At 49.6% G+C, this 19,117-nt stretch carries 12 protein-coding genes; 3 read left to right on the top strand and 9 right to left on the bottom strand.

What is annotated here, in order from left to right:
* Window positions 1–141 precede the first annotated feature (141 nt).
* Together NOM90_RS13570 and NOM90_RS13565 are read right to left on the bottom strand one after the other, a co-directional pair.
* Entirely contained in the window at window positions 142–2,490 is a 2,349-nt protein-coding gene (locus NOM90_RS13570; RefSeq protein ID WP_255942614.1) for a GH36-type glycosyl hydrolase domain-containing protein, read from the bottom strand.
* 275 nt (window positions 2,491–2,765) lie between these two features.
* Window positions 2,766–4,328: a protein adenylyltransferase SelO gene (locus NOM90_RS13565; protein WP_255942613.1), complete on the bottom strand. Its 1,563-nt coding sequence runs from the start codon at window positions 4,326–4,328 to the stop codon at window positions 2,766–2,768.
* 153 nt (window positions 4,329–4,481) lie between these two features.
* Between NOM90_RS13565 and NOM90_RS13560 the strand changes: the two genes are divergently transcribed.
* Complete coding sequence (locus NOM90_RS13560) at window positions 4,482–5,888, top strand: prolyl oligopeptidase family serine peptidase (protein ID WP_255942612.1); 1,407 nt, start codon at window positions 4,482–4,484, stop codon at window positions 5,886–5,888.
* 516 nt (window positions 5,889–6,404) lie between these two features.
* Here NOM90_RS13560 and NOM90_RS13555 read toward each other — a convergent pair.
* From NOM90_RS13555 to NOM90_RS13545, 3 genes are all read right to left on the bottom strand, one after another.
* Window positions 6,405–7,223 carry an alpha/beta hydrolase gene (locus NOM90_RS13555; RefSeq protein WP_370866612.1) on the bottom strand — a complete coding sequence of 273 codons (819 nt, stop codon included), beginning with the start codon at window positions 7,221–7,223 and terminating at the stop codon, window positions 6,405–6,407.
* Between the two features lie 111 nt (window positions 7,224–7,334).
* Entirely contained in the window at window positions 7,335–8,750 is a 1,416-nt protein-coding gene (locus NOM90_RS13550; protein ID WP_255942610.1) for a M24 family metallopeptidase, read from the bottom strand.
* 15 nt (window positions 8,751–8,765) lie between these two features.
* On the bottom strand, window positions 8,766–9,320 hold the full coding sequence (locus tag NOM90_RS13545) for a GNAT family N-acetyltransferase (RefSeq protein WP_255942609.1): 555 nt from the start codon (window positions 9,318–9,320) through the stop codon (window positions 8,766–8,768).
* A 209-nt stretch (window positions 9,321–9,529) separates the two neighbouring features.
* On the opposite strand from NOM90_RS13545, the gene NOM90_RS13540 reads away from it, so the two are divergent.
* Entirely contained in the window at window positions 9,530–9,964 is a 435-nt protein-coding gene (locus tag NOM90_RS13540) for a hypothetical protein (protein WP_255942608.1), read from the top strand.
* 104 nt (window positions 9,965–10,068) lie between these two features.
* Here the strand turns inward: NOM90_RS13540 and NOM90_RS13535 are convergent, their stop codons facing one another.
* The 4 genes from NOM90_RS13535 to NOM90_RS13520 form a co-directional block, all read right to left on the bottom strand.
* Window positions 10,069–12,990, bottom strand: coding sequence for a glycoside hydrolase family 3 C-terminal domain-containing protein (locus NOM90_RS13535; protein WP_255942607.1), 2,922 nt, complete (start codon window positions 12,988–12,990; stop codon window positions 10,069–10,071).
* A 199-nt stretch (window positions 12,991–13,189) separates the two neighbouring features.
* Window positions 13,190–13,480, bottom strand: coding sequence for a hypothetical protein (locus NOM90_RS13530; RefSeq protein WP_255942606.1), 291 nt, complete (start codon window positions 13,478–13,480; stop codon window positions 13,190–13,192).
* 131 nt (window positions 13,481–13,611) lie between these two features.
* Window positions 13,612–16,005 carry a phosphoketolase family protein gene (locus tag NOM90_RS13525; protein ID WP_255942605.1) on the bottom strand — a complete coding sequence of 798 codons (2,394 nt, stop codon included), beginning with the start codon at window positions 16,003–16,005 and terminating at the stop codon, window positions 13,612–13,614.
* Window positions 16,006–16,151: 146 nt separating this feature from the next.
* Window positions 16,152–16,853 (bottom strand): GntR family transcriptional regulator, encoded by a 702-nt coding sequence (locus NOM90_RS13520; RefSeq protein ID WP_255942604.1) that lies wholly within the window; start codon window positions 16,851–16,853, stop codon window positions 16,152–16,154.
* Window positions 16,854–17,057: 204 nt separating this feature from the next.
* On the opposite strand from NOM90_RS13520, the gene NOM90_RS13515 reads away from it, so the two are divergent.
* Window positions 17,058–19,043 (top strand): beta-glucoside-specific PTS transporter subunit IIABC, encoded by a 1,986-nt coding sequence (locus NOM90_RS13515; protein ID WP_255942603.1) that lies wholly within the window; start codon window positions 17,058–17,060, stop codon window positions 19,041–19,043.
* Window positions 19,044–19,117 lie beyond the last annotated feature (74 nt).

Below are 19,117 nucleotides of genomic sequence, written 5' to 3'. Positions count from 1 at the left end.
TGAAACTAAGTTTTATTTTATCTACATTATACTATACAAAGAATGAAAATGAAAAATGTTGCGACGCTTGAATCGGTAGTTAGACCGACTCAAACTCGCAACATTTTTTAATTACAGATATAAAGCGATACGTGAAAATTTTTATACCGCCGTTATTGCAGGAATCTTCACTTCGACGATGCAAGTCTCGCCATTTTGTACGCCGCGAATCACGCCGTCTGCGACTCGCTCGCCTTGTACATACACTTCTGTATCACTGACGCCAGCTTCTCTGGTAATCGAAATCTGATACTCCGCACCTCGGAAAGCACGCACTACCGACACTTCGTTCCAATCGTTCGGAAGCTGAGGCGCTACGCGCAGACCGTCCGGGGTTCCTTGAACGCCAAACAACCCATCGATCAAGCAGCGATATACCCACGGCACCGTACCGGTGTTGAACAGCTGGCTAGAACGTCCCGCCGTACGAGGAATTTGGCGATACGCGCCGCGGTAATAGTTCGGGATAAAGACCGGAAGTTGTCCGCGCTGCACAATATCTTCTTCGCTGGTTCCCGGCAACATTTTACGCAGCAGACGATACGCGTTTTCTTTTTCCCCGACCGCATACAGCGCATAAATATAAAAAGCCGCCGCATGATTGTACACCGCTCCGTTTTCCGCGGAACCCGGATGTTTTTGCGTTACGCGTCCGACATCTTCACGCATCGCGGTATACGAAGGAGCCAACTTTTCGACGCCATAAGGGCTTTCGAGCTGCTCGGCTACGGCACGGATCAATCGCTCTTTTTGATCATCGTTCGCTGCGCCGCTCAGGAGCGACCAGCCTTGCGGATTGATAAAGATCCGACCTTCTTCGTCCGCGCTGATTCCGAAGGGTACGCCGTCGTCGGTAATGCCGCGTGCATACCAATCGCCGTCCCACAGATGCGTATTCACGGCTTCGTTAATATTGTCTGCTTGTTGACGGTAACCTGCCGCTTCCGCAGCATGTCCGCTACGCTCGCAAATATCTGCCCATACTTGGCACGAATAGGCGGTCGCAATCGTCAGCCAACCGGATACGCCGCGTCCTTTGTGACCGACCATATTCATCGGATCGCACCAGTCGCCTTGATTGATATAATTCAGCCCGCGTTCGTCACGATCTCCGATCAACCATTTTACCGCCAGATCGATATGTTCGAAGACACTGCCTACCTTATCGCCGCCTGCATACTGCACTTGTTCGTCCAAAATGCCATAATCGTTCGTCTCGTCGAGATACGTAATCAGGCAGACCGGAAGCCAGACACAGTGATCGGTATGCGGCACTTGATTGATGTATTTTAACTCGGCACCTTCATACAGTACGATTCCGTCCGGCATCGAACCGTCTGGACGCTGCTGGGACAAAGCCGTCAGAAAAGCTTGCCGGGTATAGCTCGGATCGATATAACTCATGCCCATATGATCTTGCAAATAGTTGCGCGTCTGCGGGTCGGTCGATAACCGATTGGTTACGCCGTGATAATAGACTTGGCGCGGCAGCCAATGATTGACGAAGTTGTCCAGTTGTTTGTCCGGTGTCTGGATCGTAAGACTGCCTCGTCCTTCCGCGACATAAGCCGCATAATCGCGAGCCGCTGCATCGAAACCGTATTCGGAATAGATCGCATAAGATGCTGGATCAACGTCTGCCGCTCTTGGTGTTTCTTTTTCGCCGTCATATCCAAAATACCGTTCGCGAATATCCGCAATCTCCGCTTCGTCTTTTGCCGGGCCGAATACGAATCGATACTCTTGTTCTTCGCCCGCTTCCGGTTGAATCCGATATTGCATCACTGCCGCCGGCATCTCGTAACGCGCGTCTCCGCAAGCCAACGTCTCAAGTTCCAACATCGACGGACGCATGATTCCGCCTTCGCCTTCGAATGCTTCTTGGCTCACTTCCCAAGCTTCCGGTCTTTTTTCGGCAAGTAGATAGGTCTTGTCTTTGAGCTGCTTGATCGCAGGATATTCATGCACTTTCTGATACGGCGTGACGGATGAACAGACAATTGCCCCTAAATTCTCAACGTATTCGCCGCTTTGATTCATCCATGACATATAGCCGACGCTAAAATACGGATACAGACTGATTTTGCGCTTGCGGTTACCCGTATTGATCACTTTGATTTTCCATAGTTCCGCAGCATGATCTTTCGGCAAAGTTAACGTCATTTCGATCCGCAAATCTTGGTGTTCGACCGTCCAATTCATATCGTGCTTGCCTGAAGCGAATACGAATTTCTCGGGAACTTCACGCGTCGGTTCGTACGGAGCCGAAAATATGTAACCGCTCTCTTCATCTTTAATCAAAAGAAACCGTCCGGGGTGATGCGCGTAATACGGTTGTTCCGGCTGCATAAAGGTTTTGGCTTCCAGGTTCGGCGCGTGCGCATACTTTGCCGGTTCCGGCTGCATAAACTGCGCGACCGCGTACCCTCGGCAATTCATATGGATCATCATCTGGTTGTTCCACAAAAAACCGGAAGCTTTCGGCAAAGCGGTCGGGCTGGTGAGTTCATAATACTGCTCATCTTCAGTCGGTCTGATTAAGATAGAAATCCCCTCTTTTCAAAAAGAATAACGGCGTGGCACCTTGGATCGCAAACGTTTTCGGTAAAAGGTAGACATCGCCTGATTTATTTCTTCCATTATAGAGCAGTCTGCGTAAAAGACCAACGGAAAATAAGACGCTCGCGGATAATGCGAGCGTCTTGATTTTGATCGGAGTACCGAATTCAGGTACCGCAAAACGTCTGGTAGCCTTGGTCTTCGTCCAGCGGAAGCTGAGCGTATTCCGCTTGCTCCGCCGTATGGGCGTAAGGTTGCTTGAGCGCCGCAAGCAACCGGTGCAGCGGCTCGTAGTCGCCGTCATTCACGGCGGCTTGGAGCGCTTCTTCCACGCGGTGATTGCGTGGAATGATTGCCGGGTTATGCGCGAGCATCATCTCGCGCACCGCCTCCGGCGTGGTGTTCTGGCGAGTGAGTCGCTCTCGCCACTGACGTTCCCAAGCGCGGTATTCGCCGCTTGCGAGCAGCGCGTCTGCGCCGGGGAACGTCCGGCTTGAAGCGGCGGCATCGGAAGTTGCCGCCTGATCTTCGCCAAGCGGCATACGGAATGTCATGCCGACGAACGTATTGGTATAGTCCGCGCGGAAAGCTTTCATGAGATCAAGCAAATCGGCGATCAGCTTCTCGTCTTCTTCTTCGCGGTTCGACAAGCCAAGCTTCGCCCGCATTCCGTCGAACCAAATATCCAGGTATAAACGTTCGAATCCGCTAAGCGTCTGCTCGGCAATCCCCATGCCGACGTCTGCATCTTCGTCCAGTAGCGGAATCAATACTTCCGCCAAGCGGGACAAATTCCATAACGTGATATATGGCTGATTGCCATAAGCATAACGCCCTCCGGTATCGATCGAGCTGAATACCGTTGAAGGATCATACGCGTTCATGAACGCGCAAGGCCCATAATCGATCGACTCGCCGCTGATCGTCATATTGTCGGTATTCATGACGCCATGAATAAACCCGACCAACATCCAGTTGGCGACAAGCTGCGCTTGGCGCTCAACGACGCTGCGCAGGAACTTTTCGTAGCGCTGCGAATCGGAAGATGCCGCGCCAGGCTCGTTAAGCTCCGGGTAATGCCGATTGATCGCATAATCGGCAAGTTCGCGCAGCGCTTCGACGCCGCCCCATTGCAGCGCGTATTGGAACGTCCCAACGCGCAGATGGCTAGCCGCGACGCGGGTGAGTACCGCGCCGGGAAGCGGCGTCTCACGGCGAATCTGTTCGCCCGTCGCCGTGACCGCAAGGCTGCGCGTCGTCGGAATCCCAAAGCTATACATCGCTTCGCTGATGATATACTCGCGCAGCATTGGACCTAGCGCTGCGCGCCCATCGCCTCCGCGCGAAAAAGGCGTTCGCCCCGAGCCTTTGAGCTGAATATCGAAGCGCTCGCCGCTAGGCGTCTGCTGCTCCCCGAGCAGTACCGCGCGTCCGTCGCCGAGACGCGCGAAGTTCCCGAACTGATGCCCGGCGTACGCTTGCGCCAGCGGCTTCGATCCTTCCGGCAAAATATTGCCGGCAAATACGGCTGCGGCTTCTTCGCTATGAAGCCACTCTAAATCCAAGCCTAATTCAGCGGCTACCGCTTCGTTAACCATTACAACGTCAGGCGCCGCCACAGGAACCGGCGACAACGAACTATAAAACACTTCGGATAATTCGGCGTAACTATGATCGAAATTCCATCCGGCTTTTGACCCAGAAGAATGTGGCGTAGAATGGTCAGTCATGAACCTTACCTCCTTGTTGAACATTCTGTTCTCTTTAAGAGTAGAGCAGAACGTCATTCTTTTCCAGTCCGCAAGCTCTATTTACCCGTATCGAAGAACCGTGTTACACTTTATGAGAACGCATACATTTCGATAAGGGAGGCTTTCTTTGTAATGAAAAAAAGAGTATTCTCAGGATTTATGGCGCTAGCTCTCACTTCTGCTTTACTTGTCACAACAAATGTAAGCGCAAACAATTTATCTTCGGATCTTCCTTCTTCTGTCTCGTATTCCCTCATTACCAAAGGCTATGATTGGGGTCCAGCCGTTTACAAAGTGGTACTGGACGCGGGAACTCTCATTCAAAGCCAATCTTTATCCAACAATACGTTCAAAGTTCTTGCCGAACGGAGTTACGATGCCGTCAATTTGCAAAACCAACAAAAATACAAAGCTTCCGACAGCAGTAGCCGCGCGATTCAAAAGATCTATTTGTCCGACGAGCAAGGAAACCGCGTTTCTCAATCGACCGGGCGTTATATTACGATTGAAATGAGGGTTCATCCCGATATGGTGACGTCTAGCCCGTTTGCTTTTGACTTACAAAGCTTTACGAATCGATATGTGGATCTGAACTACACGATTATTCAGCAAAAGTCTTTGCAAGACGAAGCCGGCAATACGGTGGATGACCTGACGACCCGATCGGAGACGCCGCACAAAATGATTGAAGAAGATGTTGAGCTATTCGATACGACAGGCAAATTCAATTACGCGGATTCAAAATACGGGAAAATCAATCTGACTTACGCGTCTTACATACCGGAAAGCAAAAACAAAAAACCGTTAATCATCTGGCTCCACGGCGCGGGCGAAGGCGGAACCGATCCGCGTGTGGCACTGCTTGGCAACGAAGTGACCGCGTTAGTGCGTCCGGATATTCAAAAGCATTTCGGCAGCGCCGCTGTTCTCGTTCCGCAAACGCCGACGTTTTGGATGAATGACGGCACTGGACAGTACACGAAAACTGGCAAAAGTATGTACACATCGGCGTTGACCACGCTTATCAAGCAATACGTGAAGCAGCACGCCGCGGATATTGATCCTTCCCGCATCTACATCGGAGGCGGTTCCAACGGCGGGTTTATGACGCTGAATATGCTGCTTGCGAATCCGAATTATTTTGCGGCGGCTTATCCTTCGGCGGAAGCGTATGACGACAGTTGGTTAACGAAGCAAGATATTGCGAAGCTTAAAAATATTCCGATCTGGTTCACGGCTGCGGGTGCGGACGAAACGGTCGATACGTCGAAAACGTCGACCCCGACTTACAAACGCCTGATCGCGGCTGGAGCGAAAAACGTACATTATTCGTATTTTGATAAGGTGAAAGATTTGAGCGGGACGTATACGAAAGGGAATGGCGATAAGTCGCCGTATGAGTATAACGGGCATTGGTCGTGGGTTCATGCGTTGAACAATGAGCTGACGAAAGACTTTGACGGAAAGCCGGTTAAAATGAAAGGGAAAGCGGTGACGTTGATGGAATGGATGGCGGGGCAGAAGGCGTCTGTTCGTTGAGGGGATTGGGTGTCGGTTGTGGAGCCGCTGCGAGAGAAATTCGCTTTTAGCGACGCGAACAGACACTTCTGGGGATGGACAGGGTAGCCGCTCCCTGGTTGGGGAACAGCTGTTCCATGTCTTGGTTGAAAGGCTTGCTTTTAAGAGCTTGCCTTGCCTAAAGGATTGTATGTCCCTTAGAAGGCGAAAAAAACTCAATTCGGATCGTTAACGGATTGTATATCCGTTAGAAGGCGTTTTGGGGGCATTTCCCCCAAAATAACGGGCTATATTTGCGCTAAGGGTCATCTGTATCCGTTAGAATTCTCAAGCGCTTGTGAAAATGCGCTAAGCGTCGTGTGAATCCGTTAGAATCTAACGGAAAGGCAAAGGAGCGAAAGGCAGAGCCAAAAAAAGAATCTCTTTGCCGCCTAATCATGGCGGAAAGAGATTCTTTTTGCGATCCATGAAATAGGATCGCATAGAGGTAGAGCGGGATCGACGAAAATCGGGTTTCGCCGATCTGCAAGAATTGTTTTATAGTCGCTTCTCGATCCAAGCGATCGCTTCTTCGATCACTTCGTCGCGTGTCGGTTCGTTAAAGATTTCGTGCATCAGATGAGCGTAGATTTTGAGCGTTTTATCCGTCGAAGCGATATCGCCGTAGAAATCGCGGGAATCTTTTTCGCTGACCAATCCGTCGTTCGCACCGTGCAAGAGTAATACGGGATCGACGAATTGCTTCGCATGGGTTTTGAGCCATTCGATACCGCTGCCCAAGCTGTTGAATAATTCGACGGAAATTTCTTTTTCGACTAGGGGGTCGCTATTGTAGGCGGCTACCACTTCCGGGTCGCTGCATACGCCGGAGCCGAGTTCATTCGGGAAATACGTTCCAGCCGGAAGCTGCATCGGAAGCTCGCCCGCAACTTTCGTGTTATAGCGGGTCAATGCTCCCGACAACACGATGCCTTTGACTTTGCCCGGATATTTGGTACCGAATGCCGAAGAAGCGAATCCGCCCATACTGTGCCCGATGATGTATAGCGGAGTGTCTCCGCTGTCTTGAAGCGCCGCTTCTACGACCGCGTTCACGTCATCGACCAGTTCGTTGAAGTCACTGTAAAAAACGCGTTTGCCTTCCGATCTCGCATGACCCCGGTGGTCGAAGCGATACACGCTGATTCCGCGTTGATTCAGCTTTTCGGTCACGTAATCGTACCGGGTAGCATGTTCCGCTAATCCATGCACGATCACAACCGAAGCTTTGGGATGTTCTACTTTGTTTTGGCTAAAATAGAGCTGCGTACCGTCAAAAGATTTCAAAGTGCTTTCGATCAAGGTCAAGCGACTCACTCCTTTTTATCCACAAAATCGAATGATTTTTCGTAGAAAATATATCACTCTGCGTACCGTTTGTCTATTCAAAATCAGAGCGCTTACATCATAAAAATCTATTCGTTTCTTTTAACGTTCGATCTTCAGCGCATATTTTTTGTTCAGCAAAAAAGGACGCAAATAACCATTCATCGTCGATAAAGGTAACACTTCCGGTTTTAACCGAATCCCAAGCGTTTGCTCCATATAAAGACGCCGTTCAACCATCCGTGCCCAGACTTCTGGATATTTTTTCGCAAGTTCAAGCCGTAAATTTTCGTCCGCAATCGCAACTCCGTCTTCCGCACTTGCTCCGCCGTAGCCCGGAACCGCAGGAATAATATCCATTTGCAGCAGCATCCCGCTTTGCAGAGGACTATTCGAATCCGGCGTAAACGGCGAAGACATCCATTCCTCGCCTGCCGTCAAATGACCTGGATTCAGATGCCAATGATATTTCGACTTCGGCAGAACGCTATCGATGATCTCATACATCTCGCCGCCTGTCATGCCGATTTCAAGTTGCTCGTACCAAGTCGCTGCCGCCGCATAATAAGGAATCGCTACGGCGTCCAAATAATCGCGCACTTCACTCGGTAACTGCTTCGCATCCGACACCACATACCCCGAACGGCTTGTCAGCCCGCCTCGATAACCGAGCGTTGCCGAGAACTTGTCGCCGATTTTGACCTCTTTATTACGCGGCGCAACGACAGCATTGGTGAATCGATCGCCTGTCGCGCAGATCGTCTGCACATTGTTCGGTTGCCCATAGACAGCAAGTTCGTGCGCCAATTCCATCTCGGTCTTGCCCGGCTCGATCTGCTCCAGCAAACGCCGTATTCGATCCGAAGCTTGCGAAGCTCCAAACTCGTAATGGGCGATTTCGTTAGCATTCATCTGCACGCGCGCACCGTAATGGGGATGGATAAATAGCCCCGTTGCATTGACGACTTCGCCATTTTCTCCGACCACTGACTTTATCGCATCCACAATAAAAGATGGCAGATCAAATAACTGACCATTATCTTCGAGTAGACTTGTGAACATTTTCCAGCCTACCAGCCCGACTTTCAACCCTGGAACGATCCCTGCATCTCCGATCAATTCGGCAAGTGTGCGGGTGTTTTCCATCGGCTGATTAGGCAAAGAAAAATAAGGCGTATGTACGGTAGTTGCCGCAAGGCGGCTATACTGCGCCATACGCAGCGATTCATTGCCTAACGTCAATACCGCTTTTCCATCTGTGTGGAGTACCAAGACCGATTCTTCGAATCTCGGTTCATAACCCGTCAAATAGCCAAAATTCGTTCCGTGTTCACGATCCGCATAAATGGCGAGCGCGTCCAATCCTGCTGTCTGCATACGTTGGAGCACTTTTTCAAGATGTAACGCCATCGTGTCATCCGTCAGATCGACAGGTGAAGTGGCAGGCTTCAAATCTGGAGGAGGCACTTGCGTATAGGAAACCGTTGGTTTTGATATGCCCGATGCTTCACGATCCATGATTGCCCTCTTTTCTTATTCGAAAATTTTATAAAAGTACAGCGTAACGTCGATCTCGGCATTCGCAGCTTGCTTCAGGGTATCGACTCCGCCGAGCTTCATGCCTTGCTTGATATAGAAGCGGCAAGCCGCAAGGTTATCGTCTTGTGCTTCTAGCGATAAGCCGATTAATTCTTGCTCGCGTGCCCAAGATTCGGCTTGATCTAGCAGCATATCACTAACGCCTCGTCCACGGTGCGATCCTCGTACAGCGATATTTTCGATATACGCATAATTCGTCCAATCCCGAACCAGACGAATTTGTCCGATACATTCAGCCCCGTAAAAAGCGAGAAAAATGACTTTTTGATCGTTGTTGATATACGATCCCCAATCTAGCCGATCGTCTGGAAAACAAATAAAACGTGTGTCTTCAAAAAGTTCTTCCGTATATGTCCAGATACCTTGCTGAAAAGTCGGAATCAAGCGTCCAAAGATCGGGAAAGCTTCATTTGTATCATTAATATATGGGATATGTTCAACGTCAAAACGCACAAGAATGATGTTATCGATCTGCTGATTTTCTTCCATGATATAGACTCCTTTTGTACCCTACTTCAACCTTGATTCAGTATAGAACAAAAAGCCCCTCCCGTCTTGCTACGGTACGTATTAAAATAAATTTTAAATTCCAGAACTTGAAATTGTTTATTTTGGAATCGTGATATAAGATGGCGAAAGCTGGCGAGCACTTTTTGGCGCTAAGCCCACATCAGGATACAAGAAAAGAGGGGTATTTAATGAAAAAGTTCCAAAAAGCGCTCGCTGCTTCGGCTTTCGCGGCTCTGACTGCATTTGCAGTTGTTGCTCCGGCTTCGGCAAGTTCGTCGATTGACATCCGTTCTATGGATCTGGAAACCGCATTGATGACGATTCAAAGCGAACGTGCAAAATTACTGGATCAACAGCTTGCAAACCAACTGAGTCAAGTTCAAGACAAAAACGCTGAATTGGCGCTTTTAAATTCGCAATTGGCAACGGCTAAAGCTAACGGCGATACCGAAACAGCTGCTGCGCGTCAACAACAAATCGACGCACTGAATAACACCCAACAAATGGATATGCTGCGTCTGCAATCTTTGTCGAACAAACGCAACGAAGCTTTCGACGTGATGACAAACTTCATGAAAAAGATGCAAGATTCGAGAGCTTCGATTATCGGCAACATGAGATAATCAAAGATTTCGTCTGGCTTTATTTTAGATTCATATAGTCAGATCGACAAAAAGCTTCTTCCCGCCAAATGGTGGGAAGAAGCTTTTTTCACGACTGATTTCACTTAGCCAAATACAAACGTGCTCACAGAAACTTTACCTTTCAATACCATATAGATGTCTTGACGACCTTCGACGCCACTGAGCGACGCCGATCCATCTGCCCATTGTTGCACCCCGGAAGCTTCCACGGGAACCGTGCCAACAAGCTGACCGTCGGTACTCCCGAGACGAAGTTCGATCGAACCGCCTGTAGCGCTCGCGACGCGAACTTGAACATTTTGCACTCCGCTACCGAATTCAGCGTCGCGGAATGCAATCCAGCCCGATTCGTTTACGACTTCGATCGCGCTTCCGCCTTCTACGCATTCGTCCAAGATTACGCCTTCGTAAGCATCGTAATTGATCGCTTTCGTAGACTGCGTCAGGTCACGCGGCGGAATCTTTTCACCGGATACGTCAAGCGGCGATTCCAGTGGCAAATTCGCCGACGAAGAACCCGCAAGCAGCGTATACGAAGCTTGTTCGATCACAAAGCGTTCGCGTGTGACATCCCAGACCGCAAGTTCAGACAGCGGAATACTAAACGGAATTTCTTTCGTTTCCCCTGCACTCAGTTTGACGCGGCGGAACGCTAGCAGCTGCTTAAGCGGACGCTTCACGCGGGATTGCTGTACGCGGCCGTACACTTGCACGACTTCTTCGCCGTCCACTTCGCCTGTGTTTTTTACCGTCACCGTCAGATTGATCTTCGCATTCTCGCTTCCTTCGATACTTGTCGCATTGAGCTTCAATGCTTGGTAATCGAATGTCGTATAGGATAATCCGTAACCGAATGGATACAGCGGCTCGCCGTCAAAATACCGATACGTACGATTGCCTTGGATAATATCGTAGTCCATAAATTCCGGAAGTTGATCGACCGATTTGTACCACGTCATGCTGACGCGTCCCGCCGGATTTTCTTCTCCGAACAATACGTCCGCAATCGCTCTACCCACTTCTTGTCCCGCATGAGTCGAATACACGACCGACGGTACATGTTCATCGACCCAGTTCAACGCATACGGATAACTACCGATCACGACAACGACCGTATTCGGATTGACGGACAGCACTTCTTTGATCAATTGTTCTTGCGATTCCGGCAATGTGATATCTGGGCGATCGACAGTTTCTTTGCCGTTGATAAGCGGATGGTTACCCACGAATACGACCGCAACTTCGGCGTTTTTCGCCGCTTCTTTTGCCGCTTCGTATTTATCGGTTACTTTTTCCACTTCGAAAACGTCGGCTTGCAATACTTTTGCCGCGCTATGATCCAATGCGGACGTGCCGCCTGCATCGATTTCATTGGATGTTTCTTCCGCGCTTCCGTCCCCGGCAAGTAACTCGCCGTTTGCGCCTACCGTGACCGGAGTATCTTTCCACGTCGAGAAGGTTACGGTGCCTTTTGCACCCGAAACTTCGCGATCTTCTTCCCGCATCAAAAAGACTTCTTTCGTAAACCATTCCCAGATCTTGTCCGACGAAGCTTTGACGATCCGATCGTCTGTCGTCAGATAACGACCGTTGCTCTCCGCAATCAACGTCGAGTTGTTCCAGCCCCAATCGGTATGGTCGAAGATCGCGGCTTGATCAGACGATTCCGCGTTTGCGGCAAGCGGCGAATCTTCTTGCGACTGAAGCGTCACGTATTTGCCGTTTTTTTGCGATTTAAGCTTGATTCGATCTGTTCCTGTCGCAAAAGTAGCTTGTGCGCCTTTTCCCGCGGAGTCCAGTTTGGATTGAATCCCGGCAAGCGGCGTAATCGCATACGGTAATTCGCCGCTATACCAGTCACGATACACGATATCGCCAAGCGGTCCGATCACTGCGACTTTATTCAGCTTGTCCGCTTGCAGCGGCAGCAGATTTTGATCGTTTTTAAGCAGCACGATCGCTTTGCGCGCGGCTTCGCGTGCCAGTTCCGCATGTTCTTTTTTCAAAATAACAGACTCGTCGATCGCTGCGTACGGATTGCCTTCTTCGGGATCGAATTCGCCCAGACGGAAACGCACGCGGAACGTATTACGCAGCGCCACGTCAAGATCGTCTTCGGTAATTTGCCCGTTCTGCAACGCTTCGCGCAGCGAAGATTTCATCAGCTCGCCGTCGTCGGTCAAGCTATCGATTCCGCCTTCTTTGACAGAACGCGCGACTGCTTCGGTATGCGACTCCAAATAGCCGTGATCGCGCACGGTACCGGATACGTCGAACGCATCGCTGACGACGAAGCCGTCCATGCCCCATTCGCCTTTAACGATACCATTGACGTCCGGGTTCAAGTTGGCAGGAACGCCGTTAACCGCATTATACGACGTCATCATCGACTGAGCGCCGCCTTCTTTGAACGGAATTTCGAACGCTTTGAGGTAATACTCCCGCATATTGCGCGGATCGATACTGACCGAAGCATCGCCGCGTCCGACTTCGTTATTGTTCGCGATAAAGTGCTTCAACGTCGCAACCGCTTTCAAATAAGTCGGGTGATCGCCTTGAATCCCTTTCACGAGTGACGCAGACAATTTACCTGCCAAAATCGGATCTTCCCCGTAAGCTTCTTCGGTACGTCCCCAACGCGGATCACGCTCCATATCGACCGTCGGCGCCCAAAGTGTCAGCCCGTTGATCTCAGGATTACGCTTGTAGAAACCGCGAGCTTCGTCGCCAATCGCACTGCCGATCCGCTCCAACAGTTCTTCGTCCCAAATATTCGATAACCCGATCGGCTGCGGATAACCCGTTGCTTCACCGAGCCAAGCCATGCCGTGAGCCGCTTCTGTACCGTGCTTGTACGGCTTGACGCCAAGACGCTCGACCGCCGTTTGATACTGAATCATGAGATCCACTTTCTCGTCCAAGGTAAAACGGGAAACCAAGTCGTTTACGCGTTCTTCCAATGGAAGGGATGTATGTTGAAATGGATAGTTATTTTCGGTAGACATGAAGTTCCTCCTTCGAATACGCTTTCTTTTTCTATTTTAAAATAGATGTGGAGAAGCAAACTACCCGGATAATTGGTTGCGTTTTCATATAATATTCGGGAATCCTGTTCAAATGTACATATGTAAGCGATAGAAGACCAAAAAACCGCCTATCGTTGGAAAGCAATAGCGGTTTTTTGAATTTAATTTTGTTCGAACATTAACGATCTATTCGCTTTACCTGTATCGGCGATCCAATACGATCCACGTAAAGAAAGAAATACTTTTCGCCGACTTCTAGCCCAGCGGTATCTACTTGATTATGTATGTTCAGCTCTAACGAATCGTGTGCATAATTGTTAATCGTCAAAGAATCGGATTCCAATGACGTGAGTGTCGCTTGCGTATACGTTTCGTGCCCGGAATGCTGATAAAGTACAATCCCAGCAATCATCAAGCCTAACATGATTATCCCCACTAACGCCAAGTTATATCTGAATTTAGATTTCATTTTATGGATGTTCACTCCTTAGCCTGATACACACTTATTAGTTTTATTTTCTATTTTTCAAATTATAACGACGACAAGCATAAAAAAGAAGGTTCTACTTTTAAATTTTTAAAAGTAGAACCTCTCTCCATTTACTCTAACCCTTCCCACTTCCACTCGGTTACTTCTGGCAAATCGCGACCTTCTTCGCGAATATAACGAGTATGCTTATCCAGCATTTCATCCATTTCGCGCAAAATTTCGACGTGTCGTTCGGAATGAGGCAAGCTGCTGACCGCTGTTTTGACAATACTAAATCGATCCATTTGATTCAGCACACGCATATCGAACGGAGTCGTGATATCGCCGTTTTCCCGATAACCATGCGCATACAGTTTACGATTGGCACGGTCGAAAAATAGATCTTTAAGCAATCCTTCGTACCCGTGGAACGCGTATACGATCGGCTTATCCACGGTGAACATTGCGTCGAACGTCTCGTCGGTCAGCCCGCGCGGATCACGTTTGTGATGACGTAGACGCAGCAGATCGACGACGTTCACGCAACGAATTTTCAACTCTGGAAGCTGCTGATGCAAAATCTGAATCGCCGCGAAAGCTTCGACGGTCGGTTCGGTACCGGAAGCCGCGATCACAATATCCGGTTCTTCGCCGGGCTTGGTCGTACTCGCCCAATCGACGATCTTCATCCCTTTGTCGATCAACTCTGCCGCTTCTTCGGCTCCAAACCATTGCGGACGCGGGTGTTTGGACGAGACGACGACATTAATCCGTTGACGGTCGTTTGCGATTTTTTCAAATACCGCTAGCAATGTATTCGCATCCGCAGGCAGATACTCCCGAATAAATTCAGGCTTTTTATCGGCGAGATGGGTCAAAATGCCAGGGTCTTGATGCGTATATCCATTATGGTCTTGCTGGAATACGGTGGACGAGCTGAGCAGATTGAGTGACGGAATATCTTCGCGCCACGGCAGATCGGACGCTTTACGCATCCATTTGAAATGCTGGGTAATCATCGAATCGACGACGCGGAGAAATGCTTCGTAACTGGCGAAAAATCCATGCCTGCCGCTCAGCACATACCCTTCCAGCATGCCTTCTGCCTGATGCTCCGACAATTGCGAATCGATCACGCGTCCTGCGTGCGCCATATCTTCGTCGTTGACCTCGTCGATTCTGGCTACCCATTGCCGCTTTGTGACTTCGAAGACGGCGGATAAACGATTCGACATCGTTTCGTCAGGGCCGAAAATACGGAAATTCCGTTCTGCTTCGTTCAGTTTCATCACATCGCGGACATATTCGCCGAGCACTGCCATATCTTGAGCATCTTGCGCGCCGGGCTTATCGATTTTCACCGTGTAATCCGCGAGATTCGGTAGCTTCAAGTTTTGAATTAGTTTGCCGCCGTTCGTCACCGGATTGCTTGCCATACGGCGTTCGGGGCGCGGTAAAATTTCGGCAATATCCGCATTTAAAGAACCTTGCTCGTCGAAAAGTTCATTCGGACGATAGCTGTGCATCCACTCTGTCAGCGCAGGCGTGTACTGCATATGTTCGCGATCCGCGGGAATCGGCACTTGGTGCGCGCGGAACGAACCTTCTACCGTTTTGCCGTCCCATTTTTCCGGACCTGTCCATCCTTTTGGCGTACGGAAGAGCAGCACCGGCCAAGTCGGACGGGAAGGATCGTTGTGTTCGCGGGCATGACGCTGAATCTGCCCAATTTTTTCGATCGCGGTATCCACGACTTTTGCCATGTTCGGGTGCATGACGGTAGGGTCGTCGCCTTCGATAAATAACGGTTCCCAGCCAAGCCCGCGGAAATAATGTTCCAACTCTTCATCAGTTTGCCGTCCCATAATCGTCGGGTTGCTGATCTTGAATCCGTTCAGATGCAGAATCGGCAATACGGCCCCGTCCGTGATAGGATTGATAAACCGGTTGGAGAACCACGAAGTCGCAAGCGGACCCGTCTCTGCTTCTCCGTCGCCGATCACGACTGCCGCGATCAGATCCGGGTTATCGAGAATCGTTCCGACGCCGTGCGAGAGCGAATAGCCGAGTTCCCCGCCTTCATGAATCGAACCCGGCGTTTCCGGTGCCGCGTGCGAAGCGACGCCTCCGGGGAACGAGAACTGTTTGAACAACTTCTGCATCCCTTGTTCGTCTTGCGTAATCTGCGGATAGATCTCGGTATAACTGCCGTCTAAGTAAGCGTTCGATACCATCACTTGCCCGCCATGCCCGGGGCCTTCGATATAAAACATATTCAGATCGTATTTATCGATAGCACGGTTTAAATGCGCGTAAATAAAGTTTTGCCCGGGAACGGTGCCCCAGTGACCGATCGGATGCACTTTGATATCCGATTCTTCAAGCGGTCGCCTGAGCAGCGGATTTTGCTTCAAATAAATTTGTCCGACCGATAAATAGTTGGCTGCACGCCAGTAAGCGTCAAGTTTACTCAGGTATTCCGGCGACGAATGGTCATGAACCTTGCGTTTGGTTTCGGGTTTCATGATGCTCTCACTCCTTTGGCATATTGAGTGCGGCTCTTTACTTGTATGTATCTACGTTTTGTCCGCTTCGGCTATAAATCAGCCCACAGAGCTTGTTTACCCATCTTACGCGCCATTCACCGAGCCATCTTCGCCTTTTCCTTTTTCTACTCCCCCGCCTGAATAAAAAACTGCGACTGAATATAGTTATACGTCACTCTGGAGAAATCGAAAGGCTGCCCATTCGTCAGGTAAAAAATACTTTCCATCACGAATTTCGGATCGTCTTTTTTCAAGCCTAAATAGTTCGCTTCTTCTACGTTCAATTTATTGACGTGCATATATTGATCGGAAAATCCGACTTTCAGACCCAGACCTTCTTTTACATATTGAAAAACGGAATCTTCGGCAATCTCGCGGTTGAGGTACGTCACGATCGATTTATTGAAATACGATTCTTCCAAACATAATGTCTGCTCGAAAATATAGCGAATCCGCTTTACGTAATACACGTCGTCGTCCACGCTCACATTCAGATTAGAAGCGGCTTCGCGAGTCGGTTTGCGAACATCGAGTTCCAATACTTTCGAGCTGAGTTTGAAATCTTCCAAGTCTTTTTTGAAGCCTTGATTGGACGTCAAGCTGATATAGCCTTTGCGCTTGTGTCGTCTGACGAAGATGCCGCTTCCCCGCACTTGAAAAATCACGCCTTTGCGTTCCAGCAGCTCTAAAGCTTTGGTCAGCGTACTTTTGCTGGCTTCAAAACGCGCGATCCATTCTTCCAGCACCGGAAGCTTGTGCCCTTGCTGCAATTCCCGTTCTTCAATATAGTGTTCGATTTCGTCCGCAATTTGCTGGTATTTGAGCATGGTGTCATTTCCTTTTCGCTAGGGAAACCCCTGATTTTAACGAAATTATAGCATAGTCTTTTAGCAAAACAGCTTTTCGAAAAAAATTAAACCTTTTTATTTAATTGTCTATTCAAATTATATTTGTTTGGTTATTATAAAATTATACCGTTACAATTATTGAAATCTATAGATGGATCGTTTGCGATCGTAGGAGGGATTATTTTGGCAACTAGCGTAAGAGATTATCCGAAATTGGCAAAAGATATTTTGGAAGCCGTCGGCGGTAGCGACAATATCGTCAGTGCCACTCGTTGTGCAACCCGGCTTCGATTGGTATTGAAAGAAACCAGCCCTGCTGCTAAAGAACAAGTCGCGTCTATGCCGGGCGTCATCACGGTCGTAGAAAACGGAGGGCAATTCCAAGTCGTCATCGGTCAACACGTCGGCGAAGTGTACGATTCGTTTGCCGGGCTTGCCAATCTGGAAGCGAATACAGGAGACGACGCGCCGAAAGGCACGATTTTGAACCGAATCATCGCAACGATGTCGGCGGTATTTGCTCCTTTTGTATACATATTAGCTGCCGCAGGGATTTTGCAAGGTCTGCTGATCGTTACGAATCTGATTTATCCGGCGTTTGCCGAAACCGGCACATACGAAGTGTTCAGCTTTATTTCTTGGGCGCCGTTTACGTTCTTGCCGATCTTTATCGCAATTACGGCATCCAAACATTTCAAAACCAACACTTTTATCGCTGTAGCAAGCTGCGCCGCATTGGTAACGCCGGATTGGGCAGCGATAGCGGCGCGAATCTCGGACGGAGAAAATTTCCGCTTTATCGGAATTGCGTTGACGGAAACGACATATACGTCGTCCGTACTGCCTCCGCTGTTCTTGGTATGGATTTTGTCTTACTTGGAAAAATTCTTGAACAAGATTATGCACGAAGTGATTCGTCCGCTATTCGTTCCGTTTTTGTGTCTGGTTCTGATGGTACCGCTCACGATTGTACTAATCGGTCCTCTGTCGACATGGGGTGCGAACGGCATCGCCAACGGCTACAACTTCTTGGCTGAAAACGTTCCGGCTCTTGCCGGCGCTATTGTCGGCGGATTCTGGCAAGTCATCGTCATCTTCGGCGTACACTGGGGCGTCACGCCTATGGTACTCGCCAACTTCGAACAATATGGACGCGATTCGTTCCAAGCGTACCAGACGATTGCGATTATCGCTCAGATCGGTGCGGTACTCGGCGTTATTATCAAAACCCGTTCGCAAGAAACGCGTAAAGTCGGCGTGTCTGCCGGAATTACCGGTCTGTTCGGGATTACCGAACCTGCGATCTACGGCATCACGCTCAAATTCAAAAAACCGATGCTTTACGGCTGTCTGTCCGGTGCAATCGGCGCGATTGTCGCAAGCTTTTTCAACCCGTATTACTTTGCTTATGCCGGGCTCCCGGGTCCGCTGACGATCGTGAACGGGATAAATGAGGCTTATCCAACGTCAGTCTGGGGCATTCTGATCGGTTGCGCGATTGCGCTCGTGCTTCCGGTATTGATGGTTATGTTCTTTGGTTACGGCGAAGACGCGACCGAAAAAGCAGCTGCTTTTGCAGGCGGGGACGCCGAAAGCGGTGCCGTTGCGGCGAATGGCGGGGTCACAGCAGCGACTGCTCCGCAAACAACAAACTTGCACAGCAATACTTCTTCGAGCGACGCTAGCGGAATTGCCGAAGCTTCGGTTCCGCTTGAAGACGAGATCGTAATGTCGCCGCTCAAAGGCAAAGTGTTGCCGCTGTCGGAAGTACCGGATGAAGCGTTCAGCACCGGTGCGATGGGTCCGGGCGTTGCGATTGAACCCGAAGAAGGCAAGTTGTATGCACCGTTCGACGGCGTAGTCGCGACCACGACGCCAAGCCGGCACGCTATTGGGTTGCAATCGGACGGAGGCGTCGAACTCTTTGTCCATGTCGGCATGGATACGGTGAAGCTCAAAGGCGAGCCGTTCACTCTACATGTGCAAGAAGGCGATTCTTTCCGAAAAGGCGATCTATTGCTCGAATTCGATACAGACGCGATCCAAGCAGCAGGAATGCCTACGATCACTCCTGTATTGGTTACGAATGCTTTCGATTACCAAGACGTGACGATCGAATCCGTTAGCGAGAGTACGTTAAGTACGAAACTTCTGACAGCGATCAGATAGCCATAATCTATATAAATCCAATCAGCAAGAGTTAATAGGAGGAATTTGAGTCATGACCAACTCTAACGAACAAA

The organism is Saccharibacillus sp. JS10 (assembly GCF_024436065.1).
Lineage (GTDB): Bacteria > Bacillota > Bacilli > Paenibacillales > Paenibacillaceae > Saccharibacillus.
The sequence above is the reverse complement of the archived record's forward strand: the minus strand, read 5'-3'. Positions and strand labels throughout refer to the sequence as shown.

Excerpts from the sequence above, each read along its gene's own strand:
- NOM90_RS13570 (WP_255942614.1), bottom strand. The coding sequence starts at position 2,490 with ATGATGATCCATATGAATTGCCGAGGGTACGCGGTCGCGCAGTTTATG.
- NOM90_RS13565 (WP_255942613.1), bottom strand. The coding sequence starts at position 4,328 with ATGACTGACCATTCTACGCCACATTCTTCTGGGTCAAAAGCCGGATGG.
- NOM90_RS13560 (WP_255942612.1), top strand. The coding sequence starts at position 4,482 with ATGAAAAAAAGAGTATTCTCAGGATTTATGGCGCTAGCTCTCACTTCT.
- NOM90_RS13550 (WP_255942610.1), bottom strand. The coding sequence starts at position 8,750 with ATGGATCGTGAAGCATCGGGCATATCAAAACCAACGGTTTCCTATACG.
- NOM90_RS13545 (WP_255942609.1), bottom strand. The coding sequence starts at position 9,320 with ATGGAAGAAAATCAGCAGATCGATAACATCATTCTTGTGCGTTTTGAC.
- NOM90_RS13540 (WP_255942608.1), top strand. The coding sequence starts at position 9,530 with ATGAAAAAGTTCCAAAAAGCGCTCGCTGCTTCGGCTTTCGCGGCTCTG.
- NOM90_RS13535 (WP_255942607.1), bottom strand. The coding sequence starts at position 12,990 with ATGTCTACCGAAAATAACTATCCATTTCAACATACATCCCTTCCATTG.
- NOM90_RS13530 (WP_255942606.1), bottom strand. The coding sequence starts at position 13,480 with ATGAAATCTAAATTCAGATATAACTTGGCGTTAGTGGGGATAATCATG.
- NOM90_RS13525 (WP_255942605.1), bottom strand. The coding sequence starts at position 16,005 with ATGAAACCCGAAACCAAACGCAAGGTTCATGACCATTCGTCGCCGGAA.
- NOM90_RS13520 (WP_255942604.1), bottom strand. The coding sequence starts at position 16,853 with ATGCTCAAATACCAGCAAATTGCGGACGAAATCGAACACTATATTGAA.